Here is a 13,213-nt window from a genome sequence, read left to right as displayed (position 1 = left end):
GGGGCGGATTATACCGGGCCCCGCCGGACGGCATCGCCGGGACTGAGCCTCGGACCCCGGTCAACTCAACGCTTCGGAAACCTCGAACGCTCCCGGATCGACCACCGCCATGACCGGCACGGCGGTTTCGGTCTCGGGCTCAGGATCGCCGAACAGCCTGGGCTGGTTCAGGACGGCCGCGACCGGAGCATAAGAGCGTCGGTGCACCGGCGTCGCCCCGTGCTTTCGTAAAGCGACCATGTGGTCGGGCGTCGGATAGCCGAAGTGCTTTTCGAAACCGTACTCCGGATAGCGGGACGCCAGATCGGTCATGATCCTGTCCCGGGCGTTCTTGGCCAGAATCGAAGCCGCCGCGATGCACGCGTAGGCCGCGTCGCCCCGGACGCACGGCGCACAAGGGCACGGGGTGTGGGCCGGGAGCTTGTCGCCGTCGATCAAAGCAAGGCGCGGAACCGTGGCGAGCCGTTCCAAGGCACGGCCCATGCCTGCCAGGGAGGCGTGAAGGATATTGACTTGGTCGATTTCGAAAGCTTCGACGACGTCGATGGCCCAGTCCGCTCCGGATTTGATCCGGACTTCGAGCGCCGCCCTCTGGTCCGGGGTCAACCGCTTGGAGTCGTCCAGACCCCGCGTATCAAAGCCCTTCGGAAGGACGACGGCCGCGCAGACGACGGGTCCGGCGAGCGGGCCCCGCCCGGCCTCGTCGCAACCCGCCACGTCGGGAAGATGGATGAGCCCCGCCATGATCGTTAGTCTGAATGATCGGTCGGACACTGTCAAGTTTGCAGGGAGGCCCGCTGCAACGCCGGTCCCTCACGACCGTTTCTCTTTACGGGTGGCAACATGAAGTCCGGCTTCCGAAACAGAGCGTTGTTCGCGGTTCCGATCGTCGTGACGGCGGTCGCGGTCTTGGCGGTCTCCGCCCGCAAACCCGAAATCACGCTCCGAATGTCCCAGGCCGAGCTCCAAGACCGGATCAAAGCCAAGTTTCCGGTCGAACAGAGCGCTTTCCCGCTGACCGTCGTCTATTCCGACCCGGAGGTGAGCCTTGATCCTGTCGGAAACCGCATCAAGATCGGCCTGTCCGCCTCGGCGACGCTCCTATCGGGCCGCATCGCGAAAGGTCGGCTCGAAGGCGACACGACCGTCCGATACGAACCGGACCGAGCCGCCCTGTTCTTCGACGACGCCTCGTTTTCGCGGCTCGAGATCGAAGGCGTGCCTGAAGACGTCCTCAAGCCCTTGCTCCCGATAGCGGGCCGCCTCGTCCACGACCGTCTCGACTCGGTCGCCGTCTACCGGCTCAACGCCGACGACCTGCGCCATAACGTCGCGAGGGCCGTGCTCAAGGACGTGGACATCGAGGACGGTTCCGTGAAGTTCGTCCTCGGAGTCCCGTGACCGACCGGTATCCTGAGGACGCCCCATGCGCCCTCTCGTCTGGTTCCGCTCCGACCTGAGGACGCACGACAACACCGCCCTGGCCCGATCGGCTGAAGCGGCCGATGACGGAACCGTCGCTCTCTATGTGGTGTCACCGGGCGACTGGAAACGCCACGACGTGGCGGCCTGCCGCGTCGAATTCATCCTAAGGACGTTGAAGGTCCTTTCCGAAAGCCTCGGCGACAAGAACGTCCCTCTTCTGGTCCGCACGGCACCGACCCCCGGCGACGTGCCGCGAACGGTCTTGGACGCGTGCCGAGAAGCCGGGTGCGACAGGGTCGCGTTCAACAGGGAGTACGAAGTCGACGAGGCGGCACGGGACGACGAAACCGTCCGTTTGACCCGAGAAGCGGGGATCGGTGTCCGGTCGTACGACGACCAGGTCTGCCTGCCCCCGGACAGTGTCAAGACCGGCGAAGGCAAGTTCTACTCGGTGTTCACGCCCTATCGCAAAGCATGGGTGACGGAATGGACCGCCCAGGGCGGTGTTCCCGTCCTTCCCGCTCCATCTCGACAGAAAGCTCTCCGTCTCCGCCCTGACCCTGTCCCCGAAGAGGTCGAGGGGTTCCGCTCAAGAGTTCCGTCCGAGCTTTGGCCGGCGGGAGAAAGGGCTGCACTCGAAAAGTTGGACACGTTCGCCCGAGAGAGGCTTCAGGACTACAAGGCCGATCGAGACGTCCCCTCCAAACCTGGCACCAGCGGACTCTCGCCGTACCTGGCCGTCGGCGCCTTGTCCCCCCGACAGTGCGTCCAGGCCGCCCATGGCGGCTATGATCCGACCGATCCGTTCGAAGGCCTGGGGCCAGGCGCTGCAACGTGGGTTTCGGAGATCGTCTGGCGAGAGTTCTATACCCATGTCCTGGTCGGGTTCCCCAGGGTCTGTAAAGGGCGGGCGTTCCAAGCGGCCTCCGAGGCGGTGGAATGGTCGTACGACGAAGCCGCCTTCCGGGCCTGGTGCGAAGGCCGGACGGGCGTGCCGATCGTCGACGCAGCGATGCGGCAACTCTTGGCGACCGGTTGGATGCACAACCGGCTCCGCATGGTCACAGCCATGTTCCTGACCAAGAACCTGCTGGTCGACTGGCGGTGGGGCGAAACGTTCTTCATGGAACACCTGATCGACGGGTCCTTCGCCAGCAACAACGGAGGCTGGCAATGGTCTGCGAGCACGGGCACGGACGCCGCACCGTACTTCCGCATCTTTAATCCCGTCAGCCAAGGCCGGAAGTTCGATCCCGACGGGACGTTCGTCAAGGAGTGGGTTCCGGAACTGCGTCACCTCGATGGGCCCGACGTCCACGAACCTTGGGCGCACGCTTCGTTGTTCGAAGAGTCCGACTACCCTTCGCCGATCGTCGACCTTGGCGCCAGTCGACTTCGCGCCATCGCGGCGTTCGAAAAGGCGAAGTCCAAGGCGTAAGCCGCTTGCGCGGCATAATCCCGTTGTGACGACCGTCGTAGGCTCGAACGTGGCGACAGGGATGCGGATCGGCATCGTCGTCAGCCGCTGGAACGAGTTGGTGACGAAAGAGCTATTGGACGGTGCCGTCGACCACTTGCAGCGGTCCGGCGAACCGGAACTGACCGTCGTCTGGGTTCCAGGCACATGGGAAGTGCCGCCCGCGGCGTCAGCCTTGGTCGAATCGGGCGCCGTCGACGGTGTCGTCGCGCTAGGCTGCATCCTTCAAGGCGCGACGCCCCACGCGACCATGCTCGCCCATGACGTCAGTTCGGCCCTGATGGACCTTCAGAACCGCACGGGAGTGCCCGTCGCCTGGGGGGTCTTGACGCCCGAAACGCAAGAACAGGCCCTGGAAAGGGCCGGCATGAAACTGGGGAACAAGGGTCGCGAGGCGGCCTGGGCTTGCGTCGAAATGGTCGATGTCCTCCGCAAGATCGGCCGCCCCGGAGCCTGAGCCTAGGGTGTCGGTCGCTGTCCCGCCGCCAGATAGCGACGGAACTCCTCGGGCCGGTTCCTGGCCCACTCCGTGTCGTTCTTGAAACGGTGCTTCGGTGCAAAGGAAGGACCGGTGCCGCTGCTCTTGTACGAGACGAAGTTGAAATCCGAGTTCACGAGGTTGCTGTTGAACGTGACGGCGACGACAAGGTCGCCGTTCAGGCTGGTGGCGCCGAAGGTGTTCCCTAGCGCGCTTCCGACCGTCGTGAACGTCTGAGCGACATAAGTGAAGCCGTCGATGTGGACCTGGTACGTGCCCGTCGCGGTCTTGGTCACGGTGAAGTTCCCCGAACCGGACTGCACGGCCCCCGTGCCGTCGACCGTCCCATAAGCGATCGGCACCATGCGGGCGTAACCGGCCCCGTAGTCCTTCATCACGTCGCCGCTGGCGACGGCGATCGCCCGACCGTCGGTAGCAGGGGCCGAGGCTTGGACCGCGGTCCCCTGCGGGCTTGCGGTCTGGGCGTCCACCGCGACGGCCCCCGTGAACTTTCCTCCCGTACCGGCGCCTGAAGCGTTTCCAGCGACCGCGATACCCGGCGACTCGCCCAAGACCCCGGTCCCGACCGTACTGGCCGACGTCCCACGGACGCCGATCGGGGCACCGCTTCCGGAGGTCGAAAGCGCCCGTCCCCAGACGCCCTGACCCGTCGTGCTCGCGGCTTGGAACATGCCTCCGATGGCGTTCCCACCTGTCCCCAGCGAGTCGCCGAAGACCGCCCGCCCTCCGGAACTGTTGCTCACGAAGTACCCGCCGTAACCCGTGCCCGTCGGTGAAAGGCTCTGACCGAACACGCCGGTCCCTTGTGATCGGGCATAGAGCGCGTTCCCGATCGTGCCCCTATCGACGGCGATCGAGCCCCCTGCCGGACCGTTCCCGACCTTGACCGATCCGGCGAGGACGTTTCCTGTGACGTTGATGTGGCCGGTCTGTGCCGTCCCCGGTGACGTGGCCTGGAGTTCGACCGTGTTGACGAAGACGAACGTGCCTCCGACGACCGCAGAAGTCAGAGCCGACACGGCAATGTTCGAAAATTGCGACATGCCTTAACTATAAGGCCTGATTGGTCTTTCAAGGTCGCGAATGTTCTTGACTTTGGAATTTGAGGGCGGTCCTCCATGCCGCAGAGCCGTCCGCCTTGTGACTTCGGCTCCGAACAAGAAGATCTGCGACATGGCGTTCGCCCAGACCAAGACCGCCGCCAACACGCCGGCCGCACCGAAGCCGGAGAGAGCGTCGGCCCGCGTCAGATAGAGCGTGAACGCAGGCTTCAACACCGTCGCCAAAGCCGCTGCGACGCCGGCACCGAACCAGACGTCCTGCCATTCGACGCGGATCCTCGGCAAGTAGCGGTAGAGCGACGCTGAAAGGAGGCCCAACATCAGGAACGTGACCGTCAGGTCGGCCGCCCTCGTCATGCCGGCTTTGAACCCCGGATAACCGGACAATCGTCTGAGTCCGGCTTCCAAGACCGTGCTCGAGGCTAGCAACGCCAACAAGACGACCGCCGCCAAGAGCACCATCAAGAAGGAGCGGAAGCTCTCGCGGATGAATCCCCAGAACCCTTCGTCCGGAGCCTTGGTCTCCCAGACGGCGTCCATCGCTTGCTGGAGATGGGCGAACACACCGGACGCACCGGCCAACAAAGCGACCGTGCCGACAAGCGGAGCGAGAGGCCCCGTGCCGTGTTCGGAAGCCGACACCGCCAACTTGTGGACACTTTCGGCGGCCTCTCTGCCCAACCAAGGCCCGATGAGGGACACCAGCTTCTGGCGGGACGGCTCGTCCCCGAACGCCCGTCCGGCGACTGTGAACACGAGCGCCGTCAAAGGGGCGAGCGAAAAGAACGCGTAGTAGGCCACCGCAGCGGCCAGAGCGGGCCCACGGTGGGACTGAAAGTCCGACGCCGCCTCCTTGAGCATCCGGACAGCGTCGCTGACGAGCACCCTTTCAACGACGCCGCCCTGGTCCCCCGGTCATGTCGGCCGCAAGTCCCTCAGGCCCGATGGCCCCTCACGGGGTCCGTTCAATCGGTCAATGTCCAGACCGCCTGATCGAGGCCCAGACAAGGAGCGGCTGACGCGCTCGGCCCGACCCTCCACGTCCTCACCCGGGCCCGGACTTCACCCGAAGCACCGACGTAGTCGCCGGCAGGAGTCGCCGTGGCACTGAAGTCGGTATAGGTCGTTCCGACCGCCGTCTTGACGCCGGTGTCATAGACCCCGTTCACGAACCGGTAGGGCTCCAAGGCGGCCTGGAACTGTCCGGAATTGAGCATGTGCGCCCGGACCTTGAAGATGTACGACGATGCCGCGGACAGCGTCGTCGCGCCGTCGACGACCACGTTGACGATCGGAGACTGCTGGGTCGGAACGACGAATTTGCAGACGGCGTAATCGGTTCCGTCCGCCACGGCCAGATCGGCCACCGTGCCTGCCGTGTGCTGTCCGAGCACGACGGTCACCGAAGAGGGCACGACCGTCTGACTCTGCGACCCGTACAAGGTGAACGCCGTGTCTCCGCTCTTGGAGCCGAACCGTGCGCCGCCTGCATTGAAGTAGAAGTGGCTACCGTTGCCGCCCGATCCGGTTGCGATGCCCCAGTCCGGGACCGAAGGATGGGAGGCCAACATCCGGATCCAATACTTGACGCCACCGCTCAAGTGAAGGGGTCGGGACAGCGTGTAACGGTAGTCGTACATCGTCGTGCCACCGAACGTTCCGGCGGCGGTTTCCTGGGCGTTTCCGTTCACGAAGTAGCGGGCCAGATAGATGTTGTCCTCGACGTGCGGGTTGCCGCAAAGGGGCTGGCTGTCCAACGCCGCCGACTCGAAGAAGTACACGCTGAAATCGAAGGCCTTGCCGAACATCGCCCCGTAGATGTAACCGCCCCGCCAGCGGACCTCGGTCACGTCCGTATCGGAGGCGAGGACGAAGCTGTCGTACGTGTACCAATCGCCGTCATAGCCGTCCGGATCGAGCCATGACGACTGCAAGAGGGCTCCAGTGCCGTTGTGGGGTTGGCTATAGACGACTCCTGCGAACGCTGACGGTGAGAAAAGTGCGGCCAAGAGCAGAAGGTGTTTCATCGGACAACGGACGGACTCAGGCTTGTTCAACCGGGACGTCCCTCCTTCCTTCTGTACGTTGGAATCAGAGGGACTGACAACCCGGATGCCGCTTCGAATATGTGCAGATTTCTGAAAGGGGGCCTTCGCGGTCATGGCCGCCTAACGTCAGGCGCCCGACCGCGCGTTCGGCAACGTCCTCTTCGGATCGCCAATTGTGTGGAGAAGACGGTGGAAAATCGGCCCCGCACGAATATTCCGGTTCAAAGATGACGTGGACTGTTCACACCCTGTCGCCATCGGGGGCGAAGAGTCTTCGCCCGGATCGTCGCTTGACGTTCGTCCCTTCGTCCTGCGGCGTTCCGGACAAGCCCATGGCCGCGTGACGGGGCGGGCGGGCAGGCACGATTTCGACAGCCGCCGACTTTCGCCCCTTCTACTCGCGGCTGACAAGGACTGTGGACGACTTCCACTCGCCTTGGGCCGAAGTCTGCTTGACGATGCCCGTACCTGGCGCGATCCACGTCTCCTGGCGACTGTCGCCAAGGTCTTCAGAGTGCCGCTGAACGGTCACGTGCCACGTCACGAACGTTCCCGCAGGGACGGTCACCTTCTCATCAACGCTGACCAAAGTGGCTTTGCAGTGGGTCTTCAACCGCTCCCAGTCGAGCTCTTTCGCCCCTGGTCCGCCGCTCGTCTGTCCTCGGAACGGTTCGACCCATTCCCACGATTGTCCCGCACGCTTGTTCTTCAAGAGGACGGGCACGGGAGCCGAGTCCTTGTCCAAGGTCGTACCTTGCATGTCGGACACGTAGAACTGGAACAACCCTTCGGGCGAAACGCCGAAAAACTGGTGCCGACCGTTCTCCATCTTGATGTCGAACACGTCCATTCCCTGGGCGCGCGTCTGTCCGACCACTTTCGACTTTTGGAGCTTCTCACGTTCCGCACCGGTCGTGGTCTGATAGACCCTCTCGGTTCCAGGTTTCAATCCGAACTCGTCAGGACCGTGCGTCCAGGCGGACGCTCCCAGCAGGATCAACGGGATGATCGGCATCGTTCTACACCTTCATAGGCCTCTACGCCGGCCGTCACCCGATACGTTCCCGCACGGGAGCCGCCATGCGTCAGACCACCCGTGCTTCGACTTCGCGTTTGATCGAAGAAAGGGCCTGGTCCAAGCCCTGGTCGATCCGGGACTCCCAGTTTCCGCCGCTGTGCTCTTCCATCTTCTTGTCCAGGTCTGGCGGGGGGTTGATGTGAAGATGGATCGTCACTGTCGATCCGTCGCCGTCGCCCATCGCCTCGATCCGACCGTGGTAGTCGTGGTCCTCTGAGCCCCACTTAAGGGCCCTATCGCCGTCCACGCGGAGGTAGCCGCCGTCCTCATGGTCTTCGCCGTCGATCTCGACGGCTATGTGGACGTGGTCTTCGTCCTCCATGGACGCCCTTTTGACCGTCGGAAGGTACTTCGGCATGTTCTTCGGGTCGGCGACGAAGGCGATCACCTCTTCCCCGGTCGCGGCCACATCGATCGATTTTGTAAAGTCGGGCATGGGTTTCCTTGGACGGGCGCTTGGCCCGGTTCCATCCCAGACGCCGGACTCTGGCCGTGCGTTCTCTCCCGGAAGCCCGGTAAGAAGACCGGAACCAGGGCCAAGCTTCCGCGCCCTTACCAACGTCAGTGTTCCTTCGCAACGATCCTGCGCTACCATGACCCTCGATGAGAGCAAACGACGTCAGGACGGTCGTCCTTGGTTTCACAGGTGGACTCGCGGCTTGGGGACTCGTCCACTCCGGCCCCGCCGTCGCCCAAAGCGCGAAGGAGTTCATGGTGCGGTTGCAACCGACCACGCCCGGCACGCCGCAAGCCGGTCATGTGAACGTCTCGGGCACCGTGCTCGCAGGGCACCTGTCCGGAGACGGCTCGGCCGTCACTGGGGTCGACGCCGCCAAACTCGGCGGCCAGGCTTCGTCCGCCTACGGGCAGGTCGGCGCGACCAACAATTGGAGCGGCGTCAACAACTTCAACAACGCCTCCAACTCCTTCACAGGCTCCGGCAATCTCTTGACGGGTCTGAACGCCTCGGCGCTGGCAAGCGGCACCGTGCCTGACGCCAGGTTGTCCGTCGGAGGAGACCTGTCCGGCCCTCTCAGCGCGGCGAGAGTCGTCAAGCTTCAATCGTCCACGGTCTCGAACTTGCCTCCGGAAGACGGCAACGTCCTCCACTTCGACGGGTCGAAGTGGGTGCCCTTTGCGGACGGCGTGACGCTTCCGTTCCTGAAGAGCTTCAACGGTACCAGCGACGCCTTCCATGTCTTCAATCAGACCGGTAGCGCGGTCAAAGGGTGGGCAGGCACAGACGGGAGCGGTGTGATCGGGGTTTCGGACACCTTCCTAGTGGTCGAAAACGGCCACGGCGTGTACGGCCAGTCCGGGCGGCCGAACGGCTTCGGTGTCGTCGGCCGAGCGGGCAACAGCGCTGCGGGCGCGGGCCGGTTCTTCGGGAACGGACAGACGGTCACACTGGGAACGTCGGCCGGCGCGGTGCACAACACGGGGTTCTATTATCGGACTTATGCCTTGAACTCACCCAGCGTCGCCGTCCCGATGGCTTATGGGACGGTCAACGCGGCCGGCACCATTGCGGGCGGGACGGGCAACTTCTCGGTCGTCAAGGACTCCACGGGCTTCTATACGGTGACGGTCGACGGCGAGACGTACAGCAACAGCAGCCACGTCGTCACAGTCACGCCCGTCGTCTCGTCGCCCCGCACGTTCGGAGTCGTGAACCCGGGCAACGGCGGCTTCGTCCTCCGGTTCTGGGACTCGGCCGGTGCTTTGACCGACACGCAGTTCCAGTTCACCGTCTGGACAAGGAACCCCCAGTCGCCAGGATAGTCGCGCGTGGAAAGACCGACCGTCGTCTCCCGCGTGTGGTCCGGGATACCGACCTGCGTCCACACTCCGACCGGGGCCTCGGCGTCGTCCGTCCGTATCACGCGTGATACGGACGTATTACGGACGTATTACGGTCGTGATACGGAAACAGGGCGCTGCAAGCTCTTGAGCACGGAGAAAGAGCACGGTCTGAGGCGTCTGACGGCAGGAACCTGACCGGGCCCAGAGAAGGCCGCGCCGAGCGGCCTTCTCTTTGAGACCGGCTTACGGGAAGATGCCGCGGACGGTCGTAGCGTGGGCCACGCGGTCGACGGCGATGATCATGGCGGCGGTGCGCATGTCCGTCTTGTGCTTGAGCTGAGTCGCATGGACGGCGGCGAAGGCGCTGCGCATGATGCGCGAGAGCCTGTCGTTGACCTGCTCTTCTTCCCAGAAGAAGTTCTGCAGGTCTTGCACCCATTCGAAGTAGCTCGTGACGACGCCGCCCGCGTTGGCAAGGATGTCCGGCACGACCATGACGCCTTTGTCGGACAGGATGTCGTCCGCCTCCGGAGTCGTGGGGCCGTTCGCGCCCTCGACGATGAGCCGGGCCTTGACGTCGCCCGCGTTCTCGCCCGTGATCTGGCTCTGGATCGCGTTCGGCATCAAGATGTCGCACTTGAGGGCGAGCAGCTCGGCGTTCGTGATCTGGTCGCACTCCTTGTAGTTCCGGATGCCGCCGTCGATGCCGCTGTACCGCTCGTAGAGCTCGCGGATGGGCAGGCCGTTCTCGTTATAGATCGCACCCGTCGCGTCACTGACCGCGATGACTTTGGCGCCGGCCTCTTCGCTGAGTTCGGCCGCGACCGAACCGACGTTCCCGAAGCCTTGGACGACGATCTTGCTGCTCGCGAAATCCATGTTCAGGACTTTGCAAGCTTCGTGCGCGCTGACGACAACGCCGCGGCCCGTGGCCTCGACGCGGCCCTCGGAGCCGCCCAGCTCGATCGGTTTGCCCGTGACGACGCCCGGCGCCGTGTATCCGACCTGCATCGACAGCGTGTCCATGATCCAGGCCATGACCTGCGGGTTCGTACCCACGTCCGGGGCGGGGATGTCGCTGCGTTCGCCGACGACGATGTTGAGCTCGGAGATGAAGCGGCGGGTCAGCTTCTCGAGCTCGCGCTTACTGACCTTCTTCGTGTTGACCTTGACGCCGCCCTTCGCGCCTCCATAGGGGATGTTGACGACCGCGCACTTCCACGTCATCCACATGGCGAGCGCGGTGGCTTCGTCCAGGTCGACTTCGGGGTGGTAGCGGAGACCGCCTTTCGTCGGGCCGCGGCTCGAGTTGTGTTGGACGCGATAGCCCTGGAAGCACTCCACGGAACCGTTGTCCATCACGACGGGAAAGTTGACGACGACCTGCCTTTTGGGCTGGGCGAGGACGGCGTGAAGGCCCTCGTCGAGGTCGAGATACTTCGCGGCCGACGCAAGCTGCTTGCGGGCCATTTCTAAGACGTTGACTTCGCTCATCCTTTCAATCCACCGGCGGGTCCAGCCATCGCCGCAGGAGAGCGTCTAGGGACGCCGCGACGACACCGTTGTAGATCGCTGTCCCGATTGTAACCCCTAGGAACGCACCGATGTCAGGCGGCTGGGCCATGAACAAGAGGCCGGTTTGGGCGACAAGAGTGAACACGATCGCGACCAGTCCGACGAGCAGGCTTCCCACCTGGAGGCCGAGTCCGACGACGAACGACGTCAAGAACGAAACGGCCGTCCGGGAGAGCGTCAAGGCCGTCATGTCCGCACCTGCCGGCCCTGCGGCCAGGACGCCGGCCATGAATCCGAAGAAAGCCGAGACGCCTGGTCGGGAGCGTACGGAGGCAAGGACGAGCACGACCAGGACGGGATTGAAGCGATGGCCGAACAGTAACGACCGGCCGGCTTCGGACTGGTTCCAGCACGACGCGAGCCACAGCAGGACGACCACTCCCGCGACTTTGAGCGCGTTCATTTCAGCACCCAGACTTCGGTGGCCTTGCCGACCTGCACGGCCGGGGCCACGTAGACGCGGCGGATGCCGTAGTTCTCGTCGGTGACGACTTGGACGACGCGGCCGACGGCCAGTCCCCGAGGGATCTTTTCCGAGAATCCGGACGTGACCACGGGATCGCCGACCTCGACCTTGTTCGTGTCGAGCACGTCCAAGGTCAGGCGGACCGGCGACTGACCCTTCAAGAACCCGGCGACAGGCGGGTCCCGGAACACCATCGCGCCGATCTTCACGGCGGGCGAAGTCAACAGCAACACCTGGCACCGGTCCGCTTCGACGGCCTGTACGACGCCGAGCAGGCCCTGGGCGCTGACGACGGGCAAGCCCTTCGTCACGCCTTGGTCGCGGCCGGCCGAGACCGTCACTTGGTTCTGGTAGGCGAAGTAGGCGACCGTCCTGGCAGGAACGCGCGTCCGGCCGACGTCGGGGAACCCTTGCAGGGCCCGGAGGGACGCGATCGTCTGGTCCTTCACGGCCACCGTATCGGCGTAAAGCTTGGCCGCACTCTCCACATCCTTGAGCCGCGCCAACTCGCGCTGCAGGCCCGGGCCGGAGGTCAGGTTGACGGCCGTCGATCCGAACCACGCGGACATCCCGTCGAACGCGCGTGCGAGGGGAAGGGTCACGGTCCTTGTGAAACCAGAGACCGGATCGACGGACCCTGTCGCCCGGGCACGGTTCTGGAACTGCCCGAACACGATGGCAAGGGCCACGAAAACGGCGAAGGCGATCCAGTCCGGACGCCGGGAACCTTCTAACCCCTCGATGCTTTCTCCAGCATGCGGCGGATCGCCGGCTCTTCATAGAGGGCATCGAGCATGCGGCCCGTGCCGATCGCGACACAGTCGAGGGGGTTCGGTGCGATATGGACGGGCATGGACGTCTCTTCGCTGATCAACCTGTCGAGACCTCTGAGAAGGGCCCCGCCTCCAGCGAGGACGATACCGTGATTCATGCAGTCCGCGGCAAGTTCTGGAGGCGTCGCTTCCAGCGTGAGCTTGACCGCTTCGACGATCGAATTGACCGGCTCTTGGATCGCGACCCGGATCTCTTCGCTGGAGATGACGGCGCTGCGGGGCAGGCCCGTCACCAAGTCGCGTCCCTTGACCTCTAAGGTCAAGACCTCTTCCAGCGGGTAAGCGCTTCCGATTTCGATCTTCGCCTGTTCGGCCGTCCGGTCTCCGATGAAGAGGTTGTGGGCCCGCCTGACATAGGCGCCGATCGCTTCGTCGATCTCGTCGCCCGCGACCCGGATCGAGCGCGAGTGGACGATGCCCGCGAGCGAGATCACCGCGACTTCGGTCGTCCCGCCTCCGATGTCGACGATCATGCTTCCGATCGGCTCGACGATCGGAAGCCCGGCGCCGATCGCGGCGGCCATGGGTTCCTCGATGACGTACGCCTTGTGCGCGCCCGCTTTCTTGCACGCGTCGAGGACGGCGTCGCGTTCTACCTCCGTCACGCCGCTCGGAATACCGACCACGACGGTCTGGTGCAAGGTGATCCCGCTCCGTGCCCTCTTGATGAATTTCTGGATCATCTTCAGGGTCATCTCGTAGTCGGCGATGACACCGTCGCGGAGCGGACGGGTGGCGACGATGTTCGCAGGCGTCCGTCCGAGCATCCGCCGGGCTTCCTCACCCACTTCCAGGACTTCCTTCGTGTCCTTGTTGATCGCGACGACGCTCGGCTCGCGGATCAAGATGCCTCGTCCCGCCACGTGGACAAGGGTGTTGGCCGTCCCGAGGTCGATCCCGATGTCGCTGGTGAAGCGCTTCAGGATGGACCTCCAAAGGGGCACGGGC

14 protein-coding genes are annotated in these 13,213 nt (G+C 64.3%); 4 read left to right on the top strand and 10 right to left on the bottom strand.

Translation table 11 applies throughout. The features are described 5' to 3' along the window. Positions 1-60: 60 nt before the first annotated feature. Positions 61-747, bottom strand: coding sequence for a ribonuclease HII (locus tag JST30_07315; GenBank protein ID MBS1714132.1), 687 nt, complete (start codon positions 745-747; stop codon positions 61-63). Positions 748-843: 96 nt separating this feature from the next. On the opposite strand from JST30_07315, the gene JST30_07310 reads away from it, so the two are divergent. The 3 genes from JST30_07310 (at position 844) to JST30_07300 (ending at position 3,359) form a co-directional block, all read left to right on the top strand. Beyond that, entirely contained in the window at positions 844-1,401 is a 558-nt protein-coding gene (locus JST30_07310) for a DUF1439 domain-containing protein (protein MBS1714131.1), read from the top strand. Positions 1,402-1,426: 25 nt separating this feature from the next. Beyond that, positions 1,427-2,863, top strand: a complete 1,437-nt coding sequence (gene phrB / locus JST30_07305) for a deoxyribodipyrimidine photo-lyase (GenBank protein MBS1714130.1) — start codon at positions 1,427-1,429, stop codon at positions 2,861-2,863. 61 nt (positions 2,864-2,924) lie between these two features. After that, complete coding sequence (locus JST30_07300) at positions 2,925-3,359, top strand: 6,7-dimethyl-8-ribityllumazine synthase (GenBank protein ID MBS1714129.1); 435 nt, start codon at positions 2,925-2,927, stop codon at positions 3,357-3,359. A 2-nt stretch (positions 3,360-3,361) separates the two neighbouring features. On the opposite strand, the gene JST30_07295 is transcribed toward JST30_07300, so the two are convergent. The 5 genes from JST30_07295 to JST30_07275 form a co-directional block, all read right to left on the bottom strand. Further along, positions 3,362-4,444 carry a hypothetical protein gene (locus tag JST30_07295; GenBank protein ID MBS1714128.1) on the bottom strand — a complete coding sequence of 361 codons (1,083 nt, stop codon included), beginning with the start codon at positions 4,442-4,444 and terminating at the stop codon, positions 3,362-3,364. 3 nt (positions 4,445-4,447) lie between these two features. Continuing rightward, entirely contained in the window at positions 4,448-5,347 is a 900-nt protein-coding gene (locus tag JST30_07290) for a YihY/virulence factor BrkB family protein (GenBank protein ID MBS1714127.1), read from the bottom strand. 80 nt (positions 5,348-5,427) lie between these two features. Then, positions 5,428-6,489 carry a hypothetical protein gene (locus JST30_07285; GenBank protein MBS1714126.1) on the bottom strand — a complete coding sequence of 354 codons (1,062 nt, stop codon included), beginning with the start codon at positions 6,487-6,489 and terminating at the stop codon, positions 5,428-5,430. A gap of 415 nt (positions 6,490-6,904) precedes the next feature. Beyond that, positions 6,905-7,525, bottom strand: coding sequence for a hypothetical protein (locus tag JST30_07280; protein MBS1714125.1), 621 nt, complete (start codon positions 7,523-7,525; stop codon positions 6,905-6,907). A 70-nt stretch (positions 7,526-7,595) separates the two neighbouring features. Continuing rightward, complete coding sequence (locus JST30_07275) at positions 7,596-8,024, bottom strand: SRPBCC family protein (protein MBS1714124.1); 429 nt, start codon at positions 8,022-8,024, stop codon at positions 7,596-7,598. A gap of 167 nt (positions 8,025-8,191) precedes the next feature. On the opposite strand from JST30_07275, the gene JST30_07270 reads away from it, so the two are divergent. After that, entirely contained in the window at positions 8,192-9,370 is a 1,179-nt protein-coding gene (locus JST30_07270) for a hypothetical protein (protein ID MBS1714123.1), read from the top strand. Between the two features lie 264 nt (positions 9,371-9,634). Here JST30_07270 and JST30_07265 read toward each other — a convergent pair whose 3' ends face one another. The 4 genes from JST30_07265 to JST30_07250 are packed head-to-tail and all read right to left on the bottom strand — an operon-like array spanning position 9,635 to position 13,191. Further along, positions 9,635-10,885 carry a Glu/Leu/Phe/Val dehydrogenase gene (locus JST30_07265; protein MBS1714122.1) on the bottom strand — a complete coding sequence of 417 codons (1,251 nt, stop codon included), beginning with the start codon at positions 10,883-10,885 and terminating at the stop codon, positions 9,635-9,637. A gap of 4 nt (positions 10,886-10,889) precedes the next feature. Next, complete coding sequence (locus tag JST30_07260) at positions 10,890-11,369, bottom strand: hypothetical protein (GenBank protein MBS1714121.1); 480 nt, start codon at positions 11,367-11,369, stop codon at positions 10,890-10,892. Next, positions 11,366-12,121, bottom strand: a complete 756-nt coding sequence (locus JST30_07255; protein ID MBS1714120.1) for a rod shape-determining protein MreC — start codon at positions 12,119-12,121, stop codon at positions 11,366-11,368. The genes JST30_07260 and JST30_07255 overlap by 4 nt, the downstream gene beginning before the upstream one ends. Positions 12,122-12,162: 41 nt before the next feature. After that, complete coding sequence (locus JST30_07250) at positions 12,163-13,191, bottom strand: rod shape-determining protein (GenBank protein ID MBS1714119.1); 1,029 nt, start codon at positions 13,189-13,191, stop codon at positions 12,163-12,165. Positions 13,192-13,213: the final 22 nt, after the last annotated feature.

It is taken from the genome of Armatimonadota bacterium, from assembly GCA_018268395.1.
Classification (GTDB): Bacteria; Armatimonadota; Fimbriimonadia; order Fimbriimonadales; family Fimbriimonadaceae; genus JAEURO01.
Note: the sequence above shows the minus strand (reverse complement) of the source record. Positions and strands in the feature narration are given on the sequence as shown.

Excerpts from the sequence above, each read along its gene's own strand:
- JST30_07310 (MBS1714131.1), top strand. The coding sequence starts at position 844 with ATGAAGTCCGGCTTCCGAAACAGAGCGTTGTTCGCGGTTCCGATCGTC.
- phrB (MBS1714130.1), top strand. The coding sequence starts at position 1,427 with ATGCGCCCTCTCGTCTGGTTCCGCTCCGACCTGAGGACGCACGACAAC.
- JST30_07300 (MBS1714129.1), top strand. The coding sequence starts at position 2,925 with ATGCGGATCGGCATCGTCGTCAGCCGCTGGAACGAGTTGGTGACGAAA.
- JST30_07295 (MBS1714128.1), bottom strand. The coding sequence starts at position 4,444 with ATGTCGCAATTTTCGAACATTGCCGTGTCGGCTCTGACTTCTGCGGTC.
- JST30_07285 (MBS1714126.1), bottom strand. The coding sequence starts at position 6,489 with ATGAAACACCTTCTGCTCTTGGCCGCACTTTTCTCACCGTCAGCGTTC.
- JST30_07280 (MBS1714125.1), bottom strand. The coding sequence starts at position 7,525 with ATGCCGATCATCCCGTTGATCCTGCTGGGAGCGTCCGCCTGGACGCAC.
- JST30_07275 (MBS1714124.1), bottom strand. The coding sequence starts at position 8,024 with ATGCCCGACTTTACAAAATCGATCGATGTGGCCGCGACCGGGGAAGAG.
- JST30_07270 (MBS1714123.1), top strand. The coding sequence starts at position 8,192 with ATGAGAGCAAACGACGTCAGGACGGTCGTCCTTGGTTTCACAGGTGGA.
- JST30_07265 (MBS1714122.1), bottom strand. The coding sequence starts at position 10,885 with ATGAGCGAAGTCAACGTCTTAGAAATGGCCCGCAAGCAGCTTGCGTCG.
- JST30_07260 (MBS1714121.1), bottom strand. The coding sequence starts at position 11,369 with ATGAACGCGCTCAAAGTCGCGGGAGTGGTCGTCCTGCTGTGGCTCGCG.